At 62.6% G+C, this 23,136-nt stretch carries 31 protein-coding genes; 24 read left to right on the top strand and 7 right to left on the bottom strand.

Annotation, left to right across the window (positions count from 1 at the left end):
- The first annotated feature begins 53 nt into the window (after positions 1 to 53).
- Complete coding sequence (locus J2X53_RS15345) at positions 54 to 815, top strand: TSUP family transporter (RefSeq protein ID WP_349038368.1); 762 nt, start codon at positions 54 to 56, stop codon at positions 813 to 815.
- A gap of 141 nt (positions 816 to 956) precedes the next feature.
- On the opposite strand, the gene J2X53_RS15350 is transcribed toward J2X53_RS15345, so the two are convergent.
- The gene (locus tag J2X53_RS15350) at positions 957 to 1,220 is read right to left on the bottom strand and encodes a YjhX family toxin (RefSeq protein ID WP_349038369.1); all 264 of its coding nucleotides are present in this window, start codon (positions 1,218 to 1,220) and stop codon (positions 957 to 959) included.
- Positions 1,221 to 1,699: 479 nt separating this feature from the next.
- Here J2X53_RS15350 and J2X53_RS15355 point away from each other — a divergent pair, with 479 nt between their 5' ends.
- Complete coding sequence (locus tag J2X53_RS15355) at positions 1,700 to 2,134, top strand: universal stress protein (protein ID WP_349038370.1); 435 nt, start codon at positions 1,700 to 1,702, stop codon at positions 2,132 to 2,134.
- 12 nt (positions 2,135 to 2,146) lie between these two features.
- Positions 2,147 to 3,700, top strand: a complete 1,554-nt coding sequence (locus J2X53_RS15360) for an alanine/glycine:cation symporter family protein (protein ID WP_349038371.1) — start codon at positions 2,147 to 2,149, stop codon at positions 3,698 to 3,700.
- A gap of 81 nt (positions 3,701 to 3,781) precedes the next feature.
- Here the strand turns inward: J2X53_RS15360 and zapE are convergent, their stop codons facing one another.
- Positions 3,782 to 4,861 carry a cell division protein ZapE gene (gene zapE / locus J2X53_RS15365; RefSeq protein ID WP_349038372.1) on the bottom strand — a complete coding sequence of 360 codons (1,080 nt, stop codon included), beginning with the start codon at positions 4,859 to 4,861 and terminating at the stop codon, positions 3,782 to 3,784.
- A gap of 115 nt (positions 4,862 to 4,976) precedes the next feature.
- Here zapE and J2X53_RS15370 point away from each other — a divergent pair, with 115 nt between their 5' ends.
- Positions 4,977 to 6,584 carry an alpha-glucosidase gene (locus J2X53_RS15370; protein WP_349038439.1) on the top strand — a complete coding sequence of 536 codons (1,608 nt, stop codon included), beginning with the start codon at positions 4,977 to 4,979 and terminating at the stop codon, positions 6,582 to 6,584.
- Between the two features lie 67 nt (positions 6,585 to 6,651).
- Here J2X53_RS15370 and J2X53_RS15375 read toward each other — a convergent pair whose 3' ends face one another.
- Entirely contained in the window at positions 6,652 to 7,122 is a 471-nt protein-coding gene (locus J2X53_RS15375; protein WP_349038373.1) for a GNAT family N-acetyltransferase, read from the bottom strand.
- Positions 7,119 to 7,994 (bottom strand): phosphoserine phosphatase SerB, encoded by an 876-nt coding sequence (gene serB, locus J2X53_RS15380; RefSeq protein WP_349038374.1) that lies wholly within the window; start codon positions 7,992 to 7,994, stop codon positions 7,119 to 7,121. Before serB ends, J2X53_RS15375 begins: the two co-directional genes overlap by 4 nt.
- Before the next feature lie 152 nt (positions 7,995 to 8,146).
- Between serB and J2X53_RS15385 the strand changes: the two genes are divergently transcribed.
- The 3 genes from J2X53_RS15385 (at position 8,147) to J2X53_RS15395 (ending at position 11,838) form a co-directional block, all read left to right on the top strand.
- Positions 8,147 to 9,304, top strand: a complete 1,158-nt coding sequence (locus J2X53_RS15385) for a phosphoserine transaminase (RefSeq protein WP_349038375.1) — start codon at positions 8,147 to 8,149, stop codon at positions 9,302 to 9,304.
- Between the two features lie 89 nt (positions 9,305 to 9,393).
- Entirely contained in the window at positions 9,394 to 10,989 is a 1,596-nt protein-coding gene (gene serA / locus J2X53_RS15390) for a phosphoglycerate dehydrogenase (protein WP_349038376.1), read from the top strand.
- Positions 10,990 to 11,094: 105 nt separating this feature from the next.
- Positions 11,095 to 11,838, top strand: a complete 744-nt coding sequence (locus J2X53_RS15395) for a metallophosphoesterase (RefSeq protein ID WP_349038377.1) — start codon at positions 11,095 to 11,097, stop codon at positions 11,836 to 11,838.
- On the opposite strand, the gene J2X53_RS15400 is transcribed toward J2X53_RS15395, so the two are convergent.
- Genes J2X53_RS15400 through J2X53_RS15410 form a run of 3 tightly spaced genes read right to left on the bottom strand, consistent with a single transcriptional unit; the run spans position 11,835 to position 13,429 of the window.
- Complete coding sequence (locus J2X53_RS15400; RefSeq protein WP_349038378.1) at positions 11,835 to 12,095, bottom strand: hypothetical protein; 261 nt, start codon at positions 12,093 to 12,095, stop codon at positions 11,835 to 11,837. The two genes, J2X53_RS15395 and J2X53_RS15400, sit on opposite strands and share 4 nt — an antisense overlap.
- Entirely contained in the window at positions 12,092 to 12,298 is a 207-nt protein-coding gene (locus J2X53_RS15405; RefSeq protein WP_349038379.1) for a hypothetical protein, read from the bottom strand. Before J2X53_RS15405 ends, J2X53_RS15400 begins: the two co-directional genes overlap by 4 nt.
- Positions 12,299 to 12,313: 15 nt before the next feature.
- On the bottom strand, positions 12,314 to 13,429 hold the full coding sequence (locus J2X53_RS15410) for an MFS transporter (protein WP_349038380.1): 1,116 nt from the start codon (positions 13,427 to 13,429) through the stop codon (positions 12,314 to 12,316).
- A 137-nt stretch (positions 13,430 to 13,566) separates the two neighbouring features.
- On the opposite strand from J2X53_RS15410, the gene bktB reads away from it, so the two are divergent.
- The 17 genes from bktB to rpsM all read left to right on the top strand — a co-directional run bounded on the left by bktB (position 13,567) and on the right by rpsM (position 23,129).
- Entirely contained in the window at positions 13,567 to 14,745 is a 1,179-nt protein-coding gene (bktB, locus tag J2X53_RS15415; protein ID WP_349038381.1) for a beta-ketothiolase BktB, read from the top strand.
- 337 nt (positions 14,746 to 15,082) lie between these two features.
- Positions 15,083 to 15,283 (top strand): 50S ribosomal protein L29, encoded by a 201-nt coding sequence (rpmC, locus tag J2X53_RS15420; protein ID WP_103334351.1) that lies wholly within the window; start codon positions 15,083 to 15,085, stop codon positions 15,281 to 15,283.
- Between the two features lie 10 nt (positions 15,284 to 15,293).
- Positions 15,294 to 15,527, top strand: coding sequence for a 30S ribosomal protein S17 (gene rpsQ / locus J2X53_RS15425; protein ID WP_103334352.1), 234 nt, complete (start codon positions 15,294 to 15,296; stop codon positions 15,525 to 15,527).
- An 83-nt stretch (positions 15,528 to 15,610) separates the two neighbouring features.
- Positions 15,611 to 15,979 (top strand): 50S ribosomal protein L14, encoded by a 369-nt coding sequence (gene rplN / locus J2X53_RS15430; RefSeq protein WP_013066055.1) that lies wholly within the window; start codon positions 15,611 to 15,613, stop codon positions 15,977 to 15,979.
- Positions 15,979 to 16,284, top strand: a complete 306-nt coding sequence (gene rplX / locus J2X53_RS15435; protein ID WP_349038382.1) for a 50S ribosomal protein L24 — start codon at positions 15,979 to 15,981, stop codon at positions 16,282 to 16,284. Before rplN ends, rplX begins: the two co-directional genes overlap by 1 nt.
- Positions 16,284 to 16,844, top strand: coding sequence for a 50S ribosomal protein L5 (gene rplE / locus J2X53_RS15440; RefSeq protein WP_349038383.1), 561 nt, complete (start codon positions 16,284 to 16,286; stop codon positions 16,842 to 16,844). Before rplX ends, rplE begins: the two co-directional genes overlap by 1 nt.
- Positions 16,845 to 16,862: 18 nt before the next feature.
- Positions 16,863 to 17,168: a 30S ribosomal protein S14 gene (gene rpsN / locus J2X53_RS15445; RefSeq protein ID WP_118149532.1), complete on the top strand. Its 306-nt coding sequence runs from the start codon at positions 16,863 to 16,865 to the stop codon at positions 17,166 to 17,168.
- Between the two features lie 12 nt (positions 17,169 to 17,180).
- On the top strand, positions 17,181 to 17,579 hold the full coding sequence (rpsH, locus tag J2X53_RS15450; RefSeq protein WP_118149533.1) for a 30S ribosomal protein S8: 399 nt from the start codon (positions 17,181 to 17,183) through the stop codon (positions 17,577 to 17,579).
- Positions 17,580 to 17,589: 10 nt separating this feature from the next.
- Positions 17,590 to 18,123: a 50S ribosomal protein L6 gene (gene rplF / locus J2X53_RS15455; RefSeq protein ID WP_349038384.1), complete on the top strand. Its 534-nt coding sequence runs from the start codon at positions 17,590 to 17,592 to the stop codon at positions 18,121 to 18,123.
- A 10-nt stretch (positions 18,124 to 18,133) separates the two neighbouring features.
- The gene (gene rplR, locus J2X53_RS15460) at positions 18,134 to 18,493 is read left to right on the top strand and encodes a 50S ribosomal protein L18 (RefSeq protein ID WP_118149535.1); all 360 of its coding nucleotides are present in this window, start codon (positions 18,134 to 18,136) and stop codon (positions 18,491 to 18,493) included.
- 11 nt (positions 18,494 to 18,504) lie between these two features.
- On the top strand, positions 18,505 to 19,074 hold the full coding sequence (gene rpsE, locus J2X53_RS15465) for a 30S ribosomal protein S5 (RefSeq protein WP_349038385.1): 570 nt from the start codon (positions 18,505 to 18,507) through the stop codon (positions 19,072 to 19,074).
- Between the two features lie 2 nt (positions 19,075 to 19,076).
- Complete coding sequence (gene rpmD, locus J2X53_RS15470; protein ID WP_118149536.1) at positions 19,077 to 19,274, top strand: 50S ribosomal protein L30; 198 nt, start codon at positions 19,077 to 19,079, stop codon at positions 19,272 to 19,274.
- A 119-nt stretch (positions 19,275 to 19,393) separates the two neighbouring features.
- Complete coding sequence (locus tag J2X53_RS15475) at positions 19,394 to 19,777, top strand: ectoine synthase (RefSeq protein ID WP_349038386.1); 384 nt, start codon at positions 19,394 to 19,396, stop codon at positions 19,775 to 19,777.
- 278 nt (positions 19,778 to 20,055) lie between these two features.
- Entirely contained in the window at positions 20,056 to 20,526 is a 471-nt protein-coding gene (gene rplO / locus J2X53_RS15480) for a 50S ribosomal protein L15 (RefSeq protein WP_349038387.1), read from the top strand.
- A 109-nt stretch (positions 20,527 to 20,635) separates the two neighbouring features.
- A complete protein-coding gene (secY, locus tag J2X53_RS15485) occupies positions 20,636 to 21,994 on the top strand; it encodes a preprotein translocase subunit SecY (RefSeq protein ID WP_349038388.1) in 1,359 nt (452 codons plus the stop codon).
- Between the two features lie 3 nt (positions 21,995 to 21,997).
- The gene (locus tag J2X53_RS15490; protein WP_349038389.1) at positions 21,998 to 22,582 is read left to right on the top strand and encodes an adenylate kinase; all 585 of its coding nucleotides are present in this window, start codon (positions 21,998 to 22,000) and stop codon (positions 22,580 to 22,582) included.
- A gap of 178 nt (positions 22,583 to 22,760) precedes the next feature.
- Positions 22,761 to 23,129, top strand: coding sequence for a 30S ribosomal protein S13 (rpsM, locus tag J2X53_RS15495; RefSeq protein WP_349038390.1), 369 nt, complete (start codon positions 22,761 to 22,763; stop codon positions 23,127 to 23,129).
- Positions 23,130 to 23,136: the final 7 nt, after the last annotated feature.

Here is a 23,136-nt window from a genome sequence, read left to right on the forward strand (position 1 = left end):
TACTTCGGCTGCCTGCCCGATCAGAACGGCCCCGCATTCCTTGTGGGGCCGATATGTTTGAAGTGACCGCCGATCTTGTGGCCCTGCTGATCCTGGCGGCCTTTGTCGCCGGCTTTGTCGATGCCATTGCGGGCGGCGGCGGGCTGATCACGGTGCCGGCGCTGCTGCTGGCCGGGGCAAACCCGGTGGAGGCACTGGCGACCAACAAGCTGCAGGGCAGTTTCGGGTCGGGCACGGCGATGATCAGCTATGCCCGCGCGGGGCATGTCAGGCTGCGCGATCAGGCGGGGATGGCGCTGGTCAGTCTGCTGGCCGGGGCGGGAGGGGCGCTGGTGGCGCATCTGATCCCGGCAGAGGTGCTGCGGGTGATCATGCCGGTGGTGCTGGTGGCGGTGGCGCTGTTCTTTGCCATCAAGCCGGGGCTGACCGATCTGGACCGGGTGCAGCGGATGGGGCCGGGGGTTTTCACCTTTACCGCCGTGCCGTTGATCGCGGCCTATGACGGGTTTTTCGGCCCCGGCACGGGCAGCTTTTTCATGATCGGGTTCATCATGCTGGCGGGGTACGGGGTGCTCAAGGCCACCGCCCATACCAAGCTTTTGAACTTTGCCTCCAACCTGGGCTCGCTGGCGGTGTTCGTGTTCTCGGGCGCGACCTGGTGGGCGGTGGGGCTGGCGATGGCCCTGGCCCAGACGGCGGGGGCGGTCTTGGGCGCGCGGCTGGCGATGCGGGTCGGGGCGCGGCTGATCAAGCCCTTGCTGGTGACCACCTCTACCCTGATGGCGGCCCGGCTGCTGTGGCAGGTCTGGGGGTAGTGTAACACAGGGGGAAGATTGTGAAGTCGCAAGATTTCAATGGGTTGACGGTGCGGGATTAATGAATTTTTAACCTTTGGCCGGGCCGCACAGTCAAAGCCGCGCGGCCCGGTCCTTCGTCAATGTCAGCGGATCAGCCTGTCATGTGCCCTGATTGTCGAGTTGAGCACGCACCGAAAGCCGGCCGCGTTTCGAGATGCGGTAAGGACTGCCGGAGTGGGATTCGATCAGCCGCTTTCGCCACAATTTGCCGAAAACCGTCAGATCGAAATCGGAAAGGATCATTCCTTCGCGCGTGACGCAGGTCACAGCGGTAATTTTGCGGCCATTGTCCCGCTCGTGCAGGATGCGGCCACCAAGGGCCAGAACGTGCAGGGCACGCTGTTCATTCTTTGAGATATTCATGGGAGTCTCTTGTGAAAGACGTGAAAAAACTTCGGGCGTTCAGGCACCCGGCGGCTTTGGTTTCACGCGGCTCTCTGAGGCTCAGAGAGCCTTAGGTCACAAGCTCAGACATAAAGGCTCCGTTGTCCCGGCGACGCAATGTGTCGTCGCCCGAATGAGAATTTAGGAAAGTCATGGCCGGGATGCAAGCCTGCGGAGGGGGCGGCCCGGTACGATCCGGCGCGGGCGTACAAGCCTGTGCCCAAGGCCAGGCGCAAGCGGGAAGGGGCGTAAAGAGAAGTGCTAGGCTGCCTGCCAAAGGGCTCTTTTGCGACCAAATGATGCAGAACGATCGCAAATGCGGGCGAGTTGACCTGCGCATTTGCAATTTTCAGGCGACCTGACTGTCACAATTCCGTTATCCTTTGGGCATGGGCGGCGTGCTGACGCCCCAAGCTGACACCTCAGATCAGTGCCACTTGCCAACAAAGGAGAACAAGATGCCGGGGAAAATACTGGTTGCCGTAGATGGCAGCGACGCGGGGGCGCGGGCTTTGGCCTTTGCCCATGCGCGGGCGCGTCAGGACGGGGGATCGCTCATGCTGGTGCATGTGCTGGAATGGTCGCCCTATACCTTTCTGACCAAGGAAGAGCTGGAAGAGCGCCATGCGCGGCGCAAACAGGAACTGGCGCGGGCAGAGGCGGCGATTATCGCGCCTTTGGCCGCGAAGTATGAAGGTCAGGGTGTCGGGATCGAGACCGCGATCAAATACGGCCATGTGACCGAAACGATCTGTGATGTCGCCACCGAAATCGGCGCGACCGAGATTGTCACCGGCCGCACCGGCAATTCGGGCGTGATGTCGCGCGTCTTTGGTTCTGTCGCAGGCACGCTGGCGCAGATTGCGCCGGTGCCTTGCACCATTGTCCCGTAAGGAGACCCCCTGATGACAAGCATATTTACCCGCTTTGGCGCGGCTGTTGCCGCATTTGTCGCGACTACCGCGGCCCTTGGGTCTGCGGCGCAGGCGCAGGGCATTGACGAGACGGTGAACCAGATCTTTCTGGCCTCGACCGGATGGTTCGTGAACTTCATCTTTGCCCCGATCCCGGGCACCGGCTTTTCGTGGATCGTGGCCTGGCTGGTGATCGCGGCCTCGGTGTTCACGCTGTATTTCGGCTTTATCCAGTTCCGGGTCTGGCGGCATTCGATCCAGCTGGTCAGCGGCAAGTATTCCGACCCGAATGACGCGGGGGAGGTCAGCCATTTTCAGGCGCTGGCGACCGCGCTGTCGGGGACGGTGGGTCTGGGCAATATCGCCGGGGTGGCCGTGGCCGTCACCATTGGCGGGGCCGGGGCAACGTTCTGGATGATCCTGGCCGGGCTGCTGGGTATGGCATCAAAGTTTACCGAATGTACGCTGGGCGTGAAGTATCGCAACGAATACCCCGATGGCACGGTGTCGGGCGGGCCGATGTATTACATCACCAAGGGGTTTGCCGAACGCGGGCTGCCGGGGGGCAAACCGCTGGCGGTGCTGTTTGCGATTTTCTGTGTGCTGGGGTCGCTGGGGGGCGGCAATATGTTCCAGTCCAATCAGGCGCATCAGCAGCTGACCGGGGTGCTGGGGCAATATCCGGGCTGGATCACTGGGGTGGTGTTTGCGGCCATCGTGTTTGCGGTGATCATCGGCGGGCTGAAGTCGATCGCGCAGGTGACCGAGCGTGTGGTGCCGCTGATGGGGGTGCTGTATGTCGGCACGGCGCTGATCATTCTGGTGATGTATTATGACCGGATCGGCTGGGCCTTCGGGCAGATCTTTGACGGTGCGTTCACCGGCAACGGCATTGCCGGCGGCATGATCGGGGCACTGATACAGGGGTTCCGCCGGGCGGCGTTTTCAAACGAGGCGGGCGTTGGCTCTGCCGCGATTGCCCATTCGGCGGTGCGGACCAAGGAGCCGATCACCGAAGGCTTTGTGTCCCTGCTGGAGCCGTTCATTGATACGGTGGTGATCTGCACGATGACGGCGCTGGTGATCATCATCACCGGGCAGCTGACCACGGATGCGGCCACGGGGCTGTATGTGCTGGGCGAGAACGGGCAGATCGTGACCGCTTCGGGTGCGACGGGGGTTGGCCTGACCTCGGCGGCGTTTGGCGCGGCTTTGCCGTGGTTTCCCTATGTGCTGGTGGTGGCGGTGCTGCTGTTCGCGTTTTCGACCATGATCTCATGGTCTTATTATGGGCTGAAAGCCTGGACCTATCTGTTTGGTGAGGGCAGGAAACAAGAAATCACGTTCAAGGTGATTTTCTGCATCTTTGTGGTGATCGGTGCTGCGGCGTCACTGGGGCCGGTGATCGACTTTTCGGATGCGGCGATCTTTGCGATGGCGGTGGTAAACATTGTCGGGTTGTATTTCCTGATGCCAGTCGTGAAGCGCGAGCTGAACAGCTATCTGGAACGGCTGGAGTCGGGCGCAATCAAGCGGTTCAAGTAAGGCGTTTGTTGCAGGTCGGGGCCCGGATCGAAAGATCCGGGCCTTTGCTATTGGCCCCGGTATGCCGTTGGCCCCGGCCTGCTACTGACCCCAGTCTGCGCCTTGCATCTCGCGCAGGCGGCTGGCGGTGCGTTCAAATTCGAATGACCCGGTGCCCTCGGTGTAAAGCCGTTCGGGTTCATCCGCAGCCGAGCAGATCAGGCGTACGCGCGCCTCATACAGCGCGTCGATCAGCAGAACGAAGCGTTTGGCCTCGTTATAGTTGCTGGCCGAAAGCTGCGGGATGTCCTCAACGATCAGGACGCGGATCGCGGCGGCGATGGCGAGGAAATCGGCGGCCCCCAGCGGACGGGCGCAGAGTTCCCAAAAGCTGGCGCGGCCGATGCCATTGGCAAAGCGGGGGATTTCGACCTCACGCCCGTTGACCGGCAGCTTCAGTGGCACGCCCGGAATGCCGCCGGTCAGGTCGGCCCAGATCGCATCTATCTGCGGGCGGGCCTTGCCTGCGGGGTGGAAATAGACCTGCGCCCCGGCAAGGCGATGCTGGCGGTAGTCGTTGGGGCTTTCCAGCTCGTGGATCGTCAGCCGGTCGCGCAGCATGGCGATGAACGGCAGGAACAGCGCCCGGTTGAGGCCGTTGAGATACAGGTCTTCGGGCGGGCGGTTCGAGGTGGTGACGATGACCACCCCGGCGGCGAACAGCTTTTCAAACAGCCGGCCCACGATCATCGCATCGGTGATGTCGGTGATCTGCATTTCGTCAAAGGCGAGCAGGCGGGTGTCGCGGATGATCGCCTCGGCCACCGGGGCGATCGGGTCTTCGACACCTTTTTGCCGGGCGGCGTGGATGCCGTGGTGGATTTCCTGCATGAAGGCGTGGAAATGCACCCGGCGCTTTTTCGCGATGTCGGTCGCCTCGGTGAACAGGTCCATCAACATGGATTTGCCGCGCCCGACACCGCCCCACAGGTACAGGCCCTTTGGCGGGGTCAGGGGGCGGGCGAACAGGCCCGCGAACAGCCCGGTGCGGCGGGTGGCGTTGTCCTCCAGCCAGCTGCGCAACACCTCCAGCTCGGGCAGTACGGCGTGCTGCGCCGGGTCGGGGCGCAGGGTGCCTGCGGCGATGCGGGCGTCGTAGATCTGGGTCAGGGTCTGGCGCATGGGCGTCTGTGTACATCGGTATGCGGTGAGCGGGCAACAGCGCGATTGTGTGCATTTCGGGTTGAAGGCGGGATTCAAAACGGTTTGAGTGGCGCAAACGGCATGAGGGATGGCGATGGCTGAATGGTGGCGCGGGTCGGTGACCTATCAGGTCTATCCAAGGTCCTTTCAGGACTCGGACGGCGACGGGATCGGTGATCTGGCCGGGATCACCGCGCGGCTGCCGCATCTGGCGGCGCTGGGGGTGGATGCGGTCTGGCTGAGCCCGATTTTCAAAAGCCCGATGGCCGACATGGGGTATGACGTATCGGATTACATGGATGTCGATCCGCTGTTCGGCGATCTGGCCGCGTTTGATGCGATGGTGGCCCGTGCGCATGAGCTGGGGTTGAAGGTGATCATTGATCAGGTGATTTCACACTCATCCGACCAGCACCCGTTTTTCCGCGAAAGCCGGGTCAGCCGCGACAATGCGCGATCTGACTGGTATGTCTGGGCCGATGGCAAACCCGATGGCAGCCCGCCGAACAACTGGCTGTCGGTGTTTGGCGGCTCGGCCTGGGAGTGGGATTCGCGCAGGCGTCAGTATTATCTGCACAACTTTCTGCCCAGCCAGCCGGATCTGAACTTTCACAATCCGGCGGTGCAGGACTGGGCGCTTTCGGTGCTGCGGTTCTGGCTGGAGCGCGGGGTGGACGGGTTCCGGCTGGATACGGTGAATTACTACTTCCACGACACCGAATTGCGCTCGAACGGGCCGATGCCGCAAAAGGAAAACCGGCCGCCGGTGAACCCCTATGACATGCAGGATCATCTGTATTCCAAATCGCGCCCCGAAAATCCGGGCTGGCTGGAGCGGATGCGGGCGCTGACCGATGAATACCCCGACCGCACCATGGTGGGCGAGGTGGGCGATGCGCCGTGGCGCAATGTGGCGATCATGGCAGAGTATACCCAGCCGGGGCGGTTGCACATGACCTATAGTTTCGACATGCTGGGGCCGGAATTCACCGCCGCGCATTTCCGCGAAAAGATCGAAGGGTTCTTTCAGGGCGCGCCGGAGGGCTGGCCGATGTGGGCGTTCTCCAATCACGATGTGATCCGCCACGCAACGCGCTGGGCGGAACACGGCGCGGCGGATGCTGTGGTCAAGCTGGCGGCGGCGATGCTGCTTTCGTTCGAAGGCTCGGTCTGTCTGTATCAGGGGGAAGAGGCGGGGCAGGTCGAGACGGATATAGACTTTGATGAGCTGACCGACCCGCCGGGAATCCGGTTCTGGCCCGATTACAAAGGGCGCGATGGCTGCCGCACGCCAATGGTCTGGGATGTGTCGGAACACGGCGGGTTTTCCGATGTGAAGCCATGGTTGCCGGTCAAACCCCCGCAACTGGCGCGCAATCTGGCGGCGCAAGAGGGGGTGCCGGGCTCGGTGCTCGAATTCTACCGCGAGATGCTGGCGTTCCGGCGTATGCACCCGGCCTTGCGGCTGGGGCGCACGCGGTTCTTTGAGGTGCCAGAGCCGGTGCTGGCCTTTGCGCGCGGCGATGCGCTGGCCTGCGTGTTCAACCTGTCACCGCGCCCGGTGGTGCTGACGGTGGAGGGGGTGCTGACCGAGGGCGCGCCCTGCCACGCCGCACATCTTGAGGCGGGGCGGCTGGTGCTGGGGCCGAACGGCTTTGCGTTTCTGGACGCGGACGGAGGGCTTTCGGTCAGCGCAGGCTGACCGATTGGCCACGTCAGCGCAGGCTGGCAAATGGTTTGCGTCAGCGCAGGCTGACATGGGTTTTGCGTCAGCGCAGGGTAAGCTTGCGGTGGACCCGGCCGACGACCTCGCCGGTCTTCAACGCAAAATCCGGCTCTGACGCGATGTCGGTAAAGCCCTGCCGCGCATAATAGGCCAGACCCGGCACGTTGTCGGCGCGGATGGTGGCGAAAATCTCGGTCAGGCCCGCCGCGCGGCTGAGTTTCAGCGTTTCGGCGAAAAGCTGGGCGCCGATGCCTTTGGCCTGCGTGTGCGGATCGACAAAGCTGCCGATATGAGGGTCGCCATGGTCCCAGCAAATCGACTGCCAGCCGAGGATCTGGCCCGCGTCTTCCGCCACGACGCAGGTGATGCTGTTGGGGCCGTCGATATAGTCGTGACGCACGGTGTCAGCGGTTTTGGGCGTCTGATGCGCGGTGGTGCCGCCAATGGCGATGATGGTGTTGAGCAGGTCGGCCATCGCTTTGGCATCTTGCGGCAGGGCGGGGCGGATGATCATGCGGCGAACTCCTCACGGGTATAGCCTTGCAGATAGAGCAGCGCGGTCAGATCGCCGTGGTTCACGCGCAGATCGCATTGCGCCGCGACAACCGGCTTGGCATGCAGCGCCACGCCAGCACCGGCGCGGTTGAGCATGGCAAGGTCGTTGGCCCCGTCGCCGACGGCAATGGCATCCTCGGGGGTGAGGCCGAGGCGGGCGGTGATTTCCAGCAGCGCGTCGAGCTTGGCCTGTTTGCCAAGGATCGGGTCGGCGACATGGCCGGTCAGCTTGCCGTTTTCGACCAGCAGGGTGTTGGCACGGTTCTCGTCAAAGCCCAGCGTTTCGGCAATGCTGGCGGTAAAGGCGGTGAACCCGCCCGACACCAGCGCCGCATAGGCGCCATTGGCACGCATGGTGGCCAGCAGGGCAGGGCCACCCGGCATCAGGGTGATGCGGTCGCGGATGACGTGGGCGATGGTGGCGGCGGGCAGATCGCGCAGCAGGGCCACGCGCTCACGCAAGGCGGCCTCAAAATCCAGCTCGCCGTTCATCGCGCGGGCGGTGATGCCCGCGACATAGGCCCCGACACCCGCCTCATCGGCCAACTCGTCAATGCATTCCTGCCGGATCATGGTGCTGTCCATATCGGCGATCAGCAGGCGCTTTTTGCGGTTCTGGCTGGGCTGCACCGCCAGATCAATCCGCATGGTTTGCAGACCTGCCCAAGCCTCCCACAGGTTCGCAGGCAGCGATTCCATTGGAAACTCGGCGGCCACGCCGGGGTCGAGCCAAACCGCATCGCCGCCGCCCCAGGCATTGCGCAGCGATTCCACGCATGCGCGGTCAAGGACCGGCGTGGCCGGGTTGGTCAGCAGGGTGGCTGTGAACATGGGCGGTCTTCCGTCTGGGTGGGAGGCGTCGCTTTCGCGTGGTGATGCGCCGCATTACGACGATTTTTCCTCTTGTGCCAGAGGGGGCGGAGCTGTAGATGCGGCAGTGGGACACCCTTCCCCAACGAAGGGCATTTATCTGTGAGGATACCATGGCTGATCTGATCGCCCCGGCGTTGCGCCCGGCTAACCCGCGCTTTTCTTCTGGCCCTTGCGCCAAGGTTCCCGGCTTTTCCCTTGATATGCTTGACGATGCGCCCTTGGGCCGCTCGCACCGTGCTGCCGTCGGCAAGGCCAAGCTGAAAGAAGCTATCGAGCTGACCCGCGAGATTCTGGGCGTGCCTGCGGAGTACCGCATTGGCATCGTCCCCGGTTCCGATACCGGCGCTGTGGAAATGGCGATGTGGTCGCTGTTGGGCGCGCGTCCCGTTGAGATGCTGGCATGGGAGTCGTTTGGCGAGGGCTGGGTGACCGATGTGGTCAAGCAGCTGAAGCTGGATGCTGTGGTCAAAAAGGCCCCCTACGGCCAGATCGTGGATTTTTCGACCGTCGATTTCGACAAGGATGTGGTGTTCACCTGGAACGGCACCACCAGCGGCTGCCGCCTGCCCAATGCCGATGCCATTCCGGCGGACCGTAAGGGGCTGACGATCTGCGACGCCACCTCTTCGGCCTTTGCGATGGAGATGGACTGGGCCAAGCTGGATGTGGTGACCTTCAGCTGGCAAAAGGTGCTGGGCGGCGAGGGCGCGCATGGCATGCTGATCCTGAGCCCCCGCGCGGTGGAGCGGCTGGAAAGCTATGTCCCGGCCTGGCCGCTGCCAAAGATCTTCCGGCTGACGGCCAAGGGCAAGCTGATCGAGGGCATCTTTGTCGGCGAGACCATCAATACCCCATCGATGCTGGCGGTGGAAGATTATCTGGTCGCGTTGAAATGGGCGAAATCTGTGGGCGGGTTGCAGGGTCTGGTGGACCGGGCGACGGCCAATGCGCAGGTGGTCTGGGACTTCTGCGCCGCGAACCCCTGGCTGCAGAATCTGGCGGAGACGCCTGAGATCGCGTCGACCACGTCGGTGTGCCTGAAGTTCGCCGACGCGCGGATCACGGATGGCGAGGCTTTTGCCAAGGCGGTGGCCAAGCGGCTGGAAAAGGCCGGGGTCGCCTATGATATCGGCGCCTATCGCGATGCGCCTGCGGGCCTGCGGATCTGGTGCGGCTCGACGGTGGAAACCGCCGACGTGAAAGCGCTGATGCCGTGGATTGCCCACGCGTTCGAAGCGGAAATCGCCGCGCTTGCCAAAGCTGCCTGACCGGGATGGCGGGGAGACCCCCGCCCTACCCCAATCCGTAGGGCGGGGGTCTCCCCGCCGCCCCCATTCATATTTCAAGGACTTCCCAAATGGCCCCCAAGGTTCTCGTTTCCGACGAACTCTCTGAAACCGCCGTCCAGATCTTCCGCGACCGTGGCGTCGAGGTCGATTACATGCCCAAGCTGGGCAAGGACAAAGACGCGCTGCTGGCGGTCATCGACCAGTATGATGGCCTCGCGATCCGCTCGGCCACCAAGGCCACCGAAAAGCTGCTGGCGGCGGCAACCCGGCTGAAGGTGATCGGCCGCGCCGGGATCGGTGTCGACAATGTCGACATTCCGGCGGCGTCGAAAAAGGGCGTGATCGTGATGAACACGCCGTTCGGCAACTCGATCACCACCGCCGAACATGCCATCGCGATGATGTTTGCCGTGGCGCGGCAATTGCCCGAGGCCAATGCCAGCACCCATTCCGGCAAATGGGAGAAATCCCGTTTCATGGGGGTGGAGCTGTTCAACAAAACCCTTGGCGTGATTGGTGCAGGCAACATCGGCGGCATCGTCTGCGACCGCGCTTTGGGCCTGCACATGAAGGTGGTGGCCTATGACCCCTTCCTGTCCGAAGAGCGCGCCGTGCAGATGGGCGTCACCAAGGTCGAGCTGGAAGAGCTGCTGGCGCGGGCCGATTTCATCACCCTGCATGTGCCGCTGACCGACAAGACCCGCAATATCCTGAGCCGCGAGAACCTCGCCAAGACCAAAAAGGGCGTGCGCATCATCAACTGCGCCCGGGGCGGTCTGATTGACGAGGCGGCGCTGCGCGATGCGCTGCAATCGGGCCATGTTGCCGGCGCGGCGCTGGATGTGTTCGAGGTGGAACCGGCGACGGACTCGCCGCTGTTCAACCTGCCCAATGTGGTGGTGACGCCGCACCTTGGCGCCTCGACCACCGAAGCGCAGGAGAATGTGGCATTGCAGGTGGCCGAACAGATGTCGGATTACCTGCTGACCGGCGCTGTCACCAACGCGCTGAACATGCCGAATGTGACGGCAGAAGAGGCCGCCGTGATGGGCCCCTGGGTCAAGCTGGCCGGCCATCTGGGGGCCTTCATCGGCCAGATGACCGACGAGCCGATCAAGGCGATCAACATCCTGTATGATGGCCGCGTGTCCGAGATGAACATCGCCGCGCTGAACCAGTCGGTGATTGCGGGCGTGCTGAAAGCGCAGAACCCGGATGTGAACCTTGTTTCGGCCCCGGTTGTTGCCAAGGACAAGGGCATCCAGATCTCGACCACCCGGCAGGACAAGTCCGGCGTGTTTGACGCCTATATCAAGGTCACCATGGTGACCGACAAGCGCGAGCGCTCGATCGCGGGCACCTGCTTCTCGGATGGCAAGCCGCGCTTCATCCAGATCAAGGGCATCAACATCGACGCCGAGGTGGGCGAGCACATGCTTTATACCACCAATGAAGACGTGCCGGGGATCATCGGCCTCTTGGGCATGACGCTGGGCAAGAACGGCGTGAACATCGCCAACTTTACCCTTGGCCGGTCGTCCATCGGTCAGGATGCGATTGCTCTGCTGTATCTGGATCAGCCGATCAATCCGAAGGTTGTTGAGACGCTGGATAACACCGGCATGTTCCTTCAGGTCAAACCGCTGGTGTTTGAAGGCGCATAAAGCGATGGGATGAGCTGCTTGCAGTTTCATCTGTTCATAAATATCCCACAGAGGGTCCGGGGGACGTGAAGGCCCCCGGGCTTTCCACATTCGAAAGGCCCGATAATGCAGACCTCATCCGCGCAGACCTATGCCATCGGTGACATTCACGGCCATCTGGATCTGTTGCGCGGCGTGCATGATCTGGTGGCCGACGACATGGCGCGCCATGGGGCGGGGCAGGTTCTGCATGTCGGCGATCTGGTGGACCGGGGGCCGGACAGCCGGGGCGTGGTGGAGTATCTGCGGCAGGGCATTGCAGACGGGCAGGACTGGATTGTGCTGAAAAGCAACCATGACCGGCTGTTCACGATGTTCATGGATGACCCGCTGGCCAGCGATCCGGGCTTGCGCTCTGACCTCAGCTGGCTGCATCCCAAGCTGGGCGGCGGGGTGACGCTGGGGTCTTATGGCGTGCCAAATGCGTCAGACCGGCCGATTGCGAAGGTCCATGCAGAGGCGCTGGCGGCGGTGCCGCAAGAGCATCTCGATTTTCTGACCAGCCGCCCGACCTGGCACCGCGCGAACGGGGCGATCTTTGTTCATGCCGGGGTGCGGCCCGGCATCGCCATCGAGGATCAGGCCGAGGATGATCTGCTGTGGATCCGCAAAGGCTTTCTCGATCACGAGGGACCGTTCGAGGCGCTGATCGTGCATGGCCACACTGCGATTGAGGCCCCGATGCATTACGGCAACCGGGTCAATATCGACTCTTCCGCCGCTTATGGTGGGCCGCTTTCGGTGATCGTGGTCGAGGAGGGTGAGGTGTTTCACCTGACCGACAAGGGCCGTGTGCCGCTGCGGCCTTAACGGCTGGCAGCGAAGGTCAACGACAGGATCAGCAGCAGCGGGGTGAGCAAGGCGAGGGCCTTGCGGTCAGGGCCAAAGCGCGGGTCGGTCAGGAACAGCCGCGGCGCTGACAGGGTGGCGCGCGCGCCGGGGATGGCCTGCCCGCTGCGGTGCCGCAGCAGCGCCAGCAGCCGGAACAGGCTGCGGAAGGCGACAAAGGCCCAGACCGCGAAGACACTGCCCTGCACGGACAGAAAGGCGATGGTGGTCGCGGTCACCGGCGCACTCCCCGCAGGGCCATTACGGCAGAGCCACCAAAGAACAGCCCGGCAAAGCCCACCACCTCGACCAGTCCCGGGCCTTCGGGCCAGCCGCGATAGGCGATGGCAAAGGCCAAAAGGCCGAGCCCGCCCAGCGAGATCGCCAGCCGGATCATATACTCGCCCCGGGTCGGGCCGTATTTGTTTGCACCCTTTGCCATAAGTCCAAGACTGGCCTAGTGGCGCAATTCTGGCAAGCGGCGATAGAGCCGGAGGCTGAGGAGGGCGCAGATCGTGGCGACGGCGGCGAGGATGGCGAAAAACCCGGTGCCGCCCAGCGGCTCCAGCAGCGGAGCCAGCACCACCGGCGCGCAGATGCCGCCGACCAGACCGGCGGCGATGATCGTGGGGGCGGTGCGCGGGTCATCCCCCATCAACCGGCTGGCGGCGACGTAGAAGCCGGGAAAGAACAGCCCGGCCGAAATCCCCATCGCGACAAAAAACACGCCGGGGCTGACAAAGGCCGCCAGAGCGCCCGAGACCGCTGCCGCAATCATCGCCCCGGCATAGAGCAGGAAGGGTGGCACCAGATGGGCGGTAAAGATCAGCACGGTGCGCGCGCCCAGAAAGGCCACAAAGAATGCGCTCAGGAGTTGGGCCGCTGCGGTTTCGGACAGGCCCGAGCGGATCAGGGCGCTGGGGCCAAGGCCGATCAGCGTCGCCTCGATCCCGATCCCGGCGACCGCAAACAGCTGAAACGCCAGCATCGGGCGGAACGGGCCGGTGGCCCCGGCCGCAGGCGGCGGGGCGGCCTGACCGGCGGGGCCCGCGCCCAGCCAGATCACCACCGCAAGCCCGGCCACCAGCGCATAGGCCAGCGCCGGGTCGGAGCCGAGCCAGACAAAGATCAGGGGGGCTGCGATGGCGCCAAGGCCAAAGCTCGCGTTGACCAGACTGACCATGGCGGTGCCGCGTGCGCCGTAAGCGCGCAGGATGCGCGGGTTGAACACCACCGTGGCCAGCCCGTAGCCGGTGCCAAAGATCAGCGCACCGGCAAAGGTGGCAATGGTCCCCAGCCCGAAGGCGATGGCGGCGGCCCCGGCGGCCATGATGCTGACCGCGATCCGGGGCGATACCCGTGGCCCCCAACGATACATCAGCGCCACGCCGATGGCGCAGCCGATCCAATGCGCAGAGACCAGCCACCCGGCCTGCGCCGCGCTGAGCGACAGCGCGCGGCCAAAGGCGGGCAGGGCAGGGCCATACAGCGACTGCCCGGCCCCCATCATGATGAACGTGGCGATTCCCGCAAAGAGGAGGCCCGTGGTCGCCCGGTTCTGGTCTGTCATCATGGCCTCGGATGGGGTTGCGGCTGGGGGGTTTGGCCGCCCTCCATCTCTTGGCGCGCAGGGAGTGTCAATCGACGCTGCGCCATCTTTCCTCGCGCGGACAAATACCGTTAGGATTGCCTGAATTTCAGGAGGCTCCGATGGTCAGCGACTCGAATGATGTGTTTATCCTTTCCGCCACGCGCAGCGCGATTGGCGGCTTTGGCGGGGCCCTGGCATCTGTGCCGCCGATTGATCTGGCGGCGCAGGTGATCGCGGCGACCCTGCGGCAGGCCGGGATCGGCGGGGCGCAGGTCGGACATGTGGTGATGGGCCATGTCATCAACACCGAACCGCGCGACATGTATCTGAGCCGGGTAGCGGCGATGCAGGCCGGGATTCCCGACACGGTGCCGGCGATGAACGTCAACCGGCTGTGCGGATCGGGCGCGCAGGCGGTGGTGTCGGCGGTGCAGGCGCTGATGCTTGGCGATTGCGCCGTGGCGGTGGCGGGCGGGGCCGAAAGCATGAGCCGCTCACCCTATATTTTGCCCGCCGCGCGGTTCGGGCAGAAGATGGGCGATACCAAGGCGCTGGACATGATGACCGGCGCGCTGACCTGCCCGTTCGGCACCGGGCACATGGGGGTGACGGCCGAGAATGTCGCGGCCCAGCACGGCATCAGCCGCGCGGCGCAGGATGCCTTTGCGCTGGAAAGCCAGAAACGCGCGGCACGGGCCATTGAGGGCGGGCTGTTCACCCGCCAGATCACGCCGATCACGGTCGAGACCCGCAAGGGCCCGGTGCAGTTTGCGGTGGATGAACACCCGAAGGCCACCTCGCTGGAGGCGTTGTCGGGGCTGCGCCCGGTGTTTCAGAAAGATGGCACGGTGACTGCCGGCAATGCCAGCGGCATCAATGATGGCGCGGCCGCGCTGGTGCTGTCGCGCGGGCTGTTCCCGGGGGCAAAGCCACGCGCACGGGTGATGGGCTATGCCCATGCCGGGGTGGACCCGAAGGTGATGGGCATCGGCCCGGTTCCGGCGGTCGAGGCGCTGTGCGCCAAGCTCGGGATGAAGCCGGGCGATTTCGACGTGGTGGAGTCGAACGAGGCCTTTGCCGCGCAGGCCATTGCGGTGAGCCGCGAGCTGGGGCTGGACCCCGCCCGTGTGAACCCGAACGGCGGCGCGATTGCCCTGGGCCATCCGGTGGGGGCGACCGGGGCGCTGCTGGTGGTGAAGGCGCTGTACGAGCTGGAGCGCAGCGGCAAACGCACCGCGCTGATCACCATGTGTATTGGTGGCGGGCAGGGGATTGCGCTGGGGATCGAGCGGGTCTGAAGGCTGCGGGGGCTGGCGTCGCGGCCCCCCCCACCCCGGCCCTCCCCCACGAGGGGGGAGGGAGGCATCGGGCATCAGCGTTGCGCGGGCGGATCGTGAGGGGCTGCGGCAGAGCAGGGGAGGCAGATCTGCGGCTGGGGATCACACACCGCCGCGCTTTGAGTCTTTCGGTGCAACGCCCCCAAGTTTCCCTTGCCCTGCCCGTGCAACGCCTGTAATGGAACGCATCCTGCGGTTCCCGGGCGACTCGGAATCGTTGGTTTTGCATTGATCCACCGGGTTAAAGGTTACCCTGCGTTTAACGGGGCCTTCTGGTGATTGAAAAAAGGAATACGGCATGAAAGCCGACGAACTCCGGGGCAAGTCCCCTGATCAGCTGCGCGACCAGCTCGTTGCACTGAAAAAGGAAGCCTTTAACCTGCGCTTCCAAGCCGCCACGAACCAGCTTGAGAACACCGCGCGCATGCGCGTTGTGCGTCGTGACGCAGCACGCGTTCTGACCATTCTCAACCAAAAAGCCGCCGAAGCGGCGAAGTAAGAGGTTTATCATGCCCAAGCGTATCCTTTCAGGCGTTGTGACCTCGGACAAGAACGAACAGACCATCACGGTTCTGGTCGAGCGTCGCTTCAAGCACCCGCTGCTGCAAAAGACTGTGCGTAAGTCGAAAAAATACCGCGCACATGATGCAGAGAACAAATTCAAGATTGGTGACACCGTCCGTATCGAGGAATGTGCGCCGATTTCGAAAACCAAGCGTTGGACGGTGGTTGTCTCGGCTTAAGGCCGGGGCAGTTTTCGTTTTGCGATAATCGAAACCCTGGGGCGTCATCTGCATGACCGTCCCCAAAGGTCGGGAGAAACCAAATGATCCAGATGCAGACCAATCTGGATGTTGCTGATAACTCCGGCGCTCGCCGAGTTCAGTGCATCAAGGTTCTGGGCGGTTCACACCGCCGCTATGCATCCGTGGGCGACATCATCGTGGTGTCGGTCAAGGAAGCTATTCCAAAAGGCCGCGTGAAAAAGGGCGACGTGCGTAAAGCCGTTGTCGTGCGCACCGCCAAAGAGGTTCGTCGTGAAGACGGCACCGCCATCCGTTTTGACCGCAACGCCGCTGTCATCCTGAACAACCAGGGTGAACCAGTGGGCACGCGTATCTTCGGGCCGGTTGTCCGTGAATTGCGCGCCAAGAACTTCATGAAGATCATCTCGCTGGCTCCGGAGGTGCTCTGATGGCTGCGAAACTCAAAAAGGGTGACACCGTCATCGTGCTGACCGGCAAGGACAAGGGCAAACAGGGCGAAATCGCCTCTGTGAACCCGACCGCCAACAAAGCCGTCGTCGAAGGTATCAACGTCGCCATCCGTCACACCAAGCAATCCGCCGGATCGCAAGGCGGTCGCGTGGCCAAGTCCATGCCGATCGACCTGTCGAACCTGGCGATCGTGGACAAGGACGGCAAACCCACCCGCGTCGGCTTCCGTATGGACGGCGACAAGAAGGTGCGTTTTGCCAAGACCACAGGGGATGCGATCTGATGTTGGACGCTGCTCAATACACACCGCGCCTCAAAGGCGAGTACGGCTCCAGGATTCGCGCTGCGATGAAAGAAGAGTTCGCGTACAAGAACGACATGCAGATCCCCCGTCTGGACAAGATCGTCCTGAACATGGGTGTCGGCGAAGCGGTCAAAGACACCAAAAAGGTGAAACAGGCTGCTGAAGAGCTGTCGCTGATCGCTGGTCAGAAAGCTGTCATCACCCATGCCAAGAAGTCCATCGCGGGCTTCCGTGTGCGGGAACTGATGCCGCTCGGGTGCAAAGTCACCCTGCGCGGTGACAAGATGTACGAATTCATGGACCGTCTGATCAACGTGGCTCTGCCCCGCGTCCGCGACTTCCGCGGCGTCAAGGGCTCGTCGTTCGACGGCCGTGGCAACTACGCCATGGGCCTGAAAGAACACATCGTGTTCCCGGAAATCAACTTCGATAAAGTTGATGAAGTTCTGGGTATGGACATCATCATCTGCACGAACGCGAAAACCGATGCGGAAGCCAAGGCGCTGTTGAAGCATTTCAACATGCCCTTCACGTCGTAAGCGCGAGGAACCAGAGTAATGGCAAAGAAATCCATGGTGAACCGCGAAGTGAAGCGCGCCAAGCTGGTGAAGCAATATGCTTCCAAGCGTGCGACGCTCAAAGCGGTGATCGAAGACCAAACCAAGCCGATGGAAGAGCGTTTCGGCGCGACCCTGAAGCTGGCACAACTGCCCCGCAACTCGTCGGCAACACGGCTTCACAACCGCTGCCAGCTGACGGGCCGCCCGCATGCGTATTATCGCAAGCTGAAACTGTCGCGGATCATGCTGCGTGAACTGGCCTCGTTTGGCCAGATCCCGGGCATGGTCAAGTCCAGCTGGTAAGGGAGAGCAGACATGCCTGTGAATGATCCTATCGGCGATATGCTGACCCGTATCCGTAACTCTCAGATGCGCGGCAAATCCACTGTCTCGACCCCAGCGTCCACGCTGCGCGGCCGGGTGCTGGATGTGCTCCTGTCCGAGGGCTACATCCGCGGTTACGAAAAGAACCCGACCGACAACGGTCAGGGCGAATTCGTGATCTCGCTCAAGTACTACGAAGGTACCCCTGTGATCCGCGAAATCAAACGCGTGTCGAAGCCGGGCCGCCGTGTGTACATGGGCGTCAAGGAAATCCCCTCGGTCCGTAATGGCCTGGGTGTTTCGATTGTGTCGACGCCCAAAGGCGTCATGTCCGATGCAGCTGCACGCTCCGCCAATGTTGGTGGCGAAGTGCTCTGCACCGTATTCTGAGGAGGGTGCAATGTCTCGTATCGGCAAGAAACCCGTCTCTCTGGTCAAAGGCGTCTCGGCGTCGGTGTCCGGCCAGACTGTCGAAGTGAAGGGGCCGAAAGGCACCCGCAGCTTTACCGCAACCGACGATGTGACCATCACCATCGACGGCGAAGAGATCAAGGTGACGCCTCGCGGCACCTCGAAACGCGCCCGTCAGCAATGGGGCATGGCTCGGTCGATGGTGGAGAACCTGGTTCAGGGCGTCACCACTGGCTTCAAGAAAGAGCTTGAGATTCAGGGCGTTGGTTACCGTGCTGCGGTCGCCGGCAATGTTCTGAAGCTGTCGCTTGGCTATAGCCACGAAGTCAACTTCGCCGTTCCGGCTGGCGTGACCGTCACGTCGCCGAAGCAAACCGAAATCGTTGTGGAAGGGATCGACCAGCAGCTCGTTGGCCAGGTCGCAGCAAACATCCGCGAATGGCGCAAGCCCGAGCCGTACAAGGGCAAGGGCATCCGCTATAAGGGTGAGTTCATCTTCCGCAAAGAAGGTAAGAAGAAGTAAGGGTGGCAAAATGGCTTTGAACAAAAGAGAGCTGTTCCTCAAGCGCCGCCTGCGCGTCCGGAACAAAATCAAGGCGATGTCGAACGGGCGCTTGCGTCTGTCCGTGCATCGGTCGTCCAAGAACATCAGCGCCCAGCTGATCGACGATGTGAAAGGTGTGACCGTTGCGTCCGCCTCCACGTTGGAGAAAGACCTGGGTCTGATCGGTAAGAACAACGTCGAGGCTGCGGCCAAAATCGGCGCTGCGATTGCAGAGCGGGCGAAGAAGGCAGGGGTCGAAGACGTCTATTTCGATCGTGGTGGTTTCCTCTTTCACGGTAAGATCAAGGCTTTGGCCGACGCTGCCCGTGAAGGCGGCCTGAAGTTCTGAGGAGTTTGGATATGGCAGAACGTGAAAATCGGGGCCGCGGCGGAGATCGTCGTCAGGACTCCCGTGAGGAAACGCCCGAATTCGCTGACCGTCTGGTCGCGATCAACCGTGTTTCGAAAACCGTCAAGGGCGGCAAGCGCTTTGGCTTTGCAGCACTCGTCGTCGTCGGCGACCAGCGTGGTCGCGTAGGCTTCGGCAAGGGCAAAGCGAAAGAAGTGCCCGAGGCGATCCGCAAGGCGACGGAACAGGCCAAGCGCCAGATGATCCGTGTGCCGCTGAAGGACAGCCGCACCCTGCACCACGACATGGAAGGCCGCCATGGCGCCGGAAAAGTCGTGATGCGGACCGCAGTGGCTGGTACCGGCATCATCGCCGGTGGTCCAATGCGCGCCGTGTTCGAAATGCTGGGGATCCAGGACGTTGTTGCGAAGTCGATCGGCTCGCAGAACCCCTACAACATGATCCGCGCCACCATCGACGGTCTGAAAGCAGAGACCTCGCCCCGCCAGGTTGCCGCACGTCGCGGTAAAAAGGTGGCCGAGATCCTGAAGAAGCCCGAAGCTGAAGCAGTGGAGGCCTGATCATGACCGAGACCAAGAAAACCATCGTCGTGCAGCAGGTGGCGTCCGCCGCCCGCCGCCCGGCCATTCAGACCGCGACCCTCAAGGGTCTGGGCCTGAACAAGATGAACCGCACCCGTGAGCTGGAAGACACACCTTCCGTGCGCGGCATGGTCAACAAGATCTCGCATCTTGTGAAGATCATCGAAGAGCGCGGCTGAGGTCTGGCGGGGGTACCCCCGCCGTACCGACTGAATAGCGCCCCGTGGGACACCACGGGGCGTTTTCTTTCGTCTGCGATCCGCTAGGGTGCGGCAGCCCCTGCCGAAAGGACCGCAGAATGATCGTCCGCACCCTCGCCTCCATCCTCGACACCGCCGCCCATGTCAAAGGGGAGGCGTTTGAAAGCCGCCGCATCCTGCTGGCCGCCGACGGCCTTGGCTATTCCCTGCATGACACGATCTGCAAGGCGGGGTCAGAGCAGGTGCTGGAATACAAGAACCATGTCGAGACGAACTATGTGATCGAAGGGCAGGGCAGCGTGCAGAACGTGGCCACGGGCGAGGTCTTTCCACTTGGTCCCGGCACGGTTTATGTGCTGGACCGTCACGAAGCGCATCTCCTGCGCGCCCAGACCGACCTGCGCATCATCTGTGTCTTTACCCCGGCGCTGACCGGACAGGAACAGCACGACGCCTCGGGCAGTTATCCGGCGGCGGGGTAGGGGATGACGAAGGGTGGCGGGGTGAACCCCGCCCTACACCTGACCTGGCGAGGGATGCGCAGCTTTGGGGGGCGGCGGTAGGGCGGGGTTCACCCCGCCGCTCTTGCCCGGCCAATCCCCTTGCCTAACACCCCCACAGCCATTATACGCCCCCGGTGGCCCCTTGCGGGCTGCAGAATCAAAACGCGTGGCCGCTTGCGGTCCGCAGAATCAACAAGAAATGCCGTGTTGTCCCCTCCCGTCGCAGGCGGGGATGTTCCGGCGATGGAGAGTGCGACATGAAACTGAATGAACTTCGTGACAATGACGGCGCGAACAAGAAACAAAAGCGCGTTGCCCGTGGCCCCGGTTCGGGCAAGGGCAAGACCGCTGGCCGTGGTATCAAGGGTCAGAAATCGCGTTCGGGCGTAGCGATCGGTGGATACGAAGGCGGCCAGATGCCGCTGTACCGCCGCCTGCCAAAGCGCGGCTTCACCAAGCCGAACCGCAAGGAATACGCGGTCGTCAACCTGGGCCTGATCGAGAAATTCGTGGCATCCGGCAAGCTGGACATCAAGCTTGACCTGACCGAAGACATGCTGGTGGCCGCTGGCCTGACCAACCACAAGCGTGACGGCATCCGCATCCTGAACAAGGGCGAGATCAAGTCGGCTGTGAAACTGGTGGTTTCGGGTGCCTCGGCAGCTGCTGTTGAGGCCATCAAAGCGGCGGGCGGGTCGATCACCCTTCCGGCGTCAGCGGCTGAGTAAGCCAAATAGGAGTTGTGAGCGGCCTTCAGACCGCTTACATCACCTTTAGTTTTCCCGCGCCGCCGACCGGAGAACGGTTTGGCGGCGCTGTCTTTGAAAGAGACCGGACATGGCATCTGCTGCAGAGCAAATGGCGGCGAACCTCAGCTGGGGCGCCCTTGGCAAGGCAACCGACTTGCGCCAACGCATCTTTTTTACCATCGGCCTGCTGATCGTCTATCGCCTGGGCACCTATATTCCGGTGCCCGGCATTGATGGCGTGCAACTGCGCGCCTTCATGGAGGATGCCGGTGCGGGGATCGGGGGCATTCTCAACATGTTCACCGGCGGCGCGATCAGCCGGATGGGTATTTTTGCCCTCGGGATCATGCCCTATATCTCGGCCTCGATCATCGTGCAGCTGATGACGGCCATGGTGCCGGCGCTGGAGCAGCTGAAGAAAGAGGGCGAGCAGGGCCGCAAGAAGATCAACCAGTACACCCGCTACGGCACGGTGTTTCTGGCGACGTTTCAGGCCTGGGGCATCGCTGCCAGTCTTGAGGCGGGTGGTCTGGCCCATGATCCGGGCCTGTTCTTCAAGGCGGCCTGCATGATCACGCTGGTCGGCGGCACCATGTTCCTGATGTGGATCGGTGAGCAGATCACCGCGCGCGGCATCGGCAACGGCATCTCGCTGATCATCTTTGTCGGCATCGTCGCCGAACTGCCTGCCGCCATCGCCCAGTTCCTGAGCCAGGGCCGGTCCGGCGCGATCTCGCCTGCGGTCATCATCGGGGTGATCGTGATGGTGATCGCCGTGATCGCCTTTGTGGTGTTCATGGAACGCGCGCTGCGCAAGATCCATATCCAGTACCCCCGGCGTCAGGTCGGCATGAAGGTCTATGACGGCGGGTCCAGCCACCTGCCGGTCAAGGTGAACCCGGCGGGCGTGATCCCGGCGATTTTTGCCTCGTCCCTGCTGTTGCTGCCGGTCACGATTTCCACCTTTTCGGGTCAGCAGACCGGCCCGGTGATGTCGACCATTCTGGCCTATTTCGGCCCCGGTCAGCCGCTGTATCTGCTGTTTTTTACCGGCATGATCGTGTTCTTCAGCTATTTCTATACCTACAACGTCGCCTTCAAGGTCGAGGATGTGGCGGATAACCTGAAGAACCAGAACGGGTTCATCCCCGGCATCCGTCCCGGCAAAAAGACTGAAGAGTATCTGGAATATGTGGTCACCCGCATTCTGGTGCTCGGCTCGGCCTATCTCGCTGCGGTCTGTCTGCTGCCCGAAATCCTGCGCAACCAGTTCGGCTTTACCTTTTACTTCGGCGGCACCTCGGTGCTGATCGTGGTGTCGGTGACGATGGATACGATCAATCAGGTGCAGTCGCATTTGTTGGCGCATCAATACGAAGGCCTGATCGAGAAATCGCAACTGCGCGGTCGTAAAAAGACCACGCCCAAGACCCCGACACGGCGCTGACACATGGCAAACATCATTCTTCTGGGGCCCCCGGGGGCCGGTAAAGGAACGCAGGCCAAGCGGCTGGAAGAGGGGCGGGGCATGGTCCAGCTTTCGACCGGCGACATGCTGCGCGAGGCAAAGACCAGCGGCACCGAAATGGGCCTGCGGGTTGCCGAGGTGATGGAACGTGGGTCGCTGGTCACCGATGAGATCGTGATTGGTCTGATCGAGGAAAAGCTGACCAAGGGCGCCACCGGCGGCTTCATCTTTGACGGCTTTCCCCGCACGCTGAAACAGGCTGATGCTCTGGCGGTGCTGCTGGCGAAAAAGGGGCTGACCCTGGACGCGGTGATCGAGCTGGTGGTTGATGATGCAGCCCTCGTGGGACGGATCGTCAAGCGCGCCGAAGAGGCCCGCGCCAATGGCCAGCCGGTGCGGCGCGACGACACCCCCGAGGTATTCGAGGTGCGTCTGCGCGAGTATTACAAGAACACTGCCCCCCTGACCGGCTACTATTACGCCAAGGGCAACCTGACCACGGTGGACGGTCTGGCCGACATGGACAGGGTCAGCGCGGATATCGCGAAAATTCTTGACAAACGGTAAAAACACCGCCGCTGCCCTTGACGGGCGCGGCATTTGCCCATAAAGCACAGCGTCCCGGCATGGAATCGTGCCGGGCTTCCCATTTTCGGGAAAAGCACCATCAGGGCACAGTGCCTTGGCGGAGTTGTGAAAAAAGGTTCTGGCACCACGGAACCGCAACATTGAAAAGGACACACGTTTGGCACGTATTGCTGGCGTTAACATTCCGACCCAGAAACGGGTTCCGATCGCCCTGACCTACATCACCGGTATTGGCCCGACCAACGCCGAAGCCATCTGCTCTTCGCTGAACATCGACCGCGCCCGTCGCGTCAATGAACTGTCGGATGCTGAAGTGCTGGCGATCCGCGAATTCATCGACGCGAACTTCACCGTCGAAGGTGACCTGCGTCGCGAAACCTCGATGAACATCAAGCGTCTGATGGACCTTGGCTGCTACCGCGGCCTGCGTCACCGCAAGGGCCTGCCGGTCCGCGGTCAGCGTACCCATACCAATGCTCGCACCCGCAAGGGCCCCGCAAAAGCCATCGCTGGCAAGAAGAAGTAAGGGGAGC

The sequence above is a fragment of the Pseudotabrizicola sp. 4114 genome (assembly GCF_031457365.1).
In the GTDB taxonomy this organism is placed as follows: domain Bacteria; phylum Pseudomonadota; class Alphaproteobacteria; order Rhodobacterales; family Rhodobacteraceae; genus Pseudotabrizicola.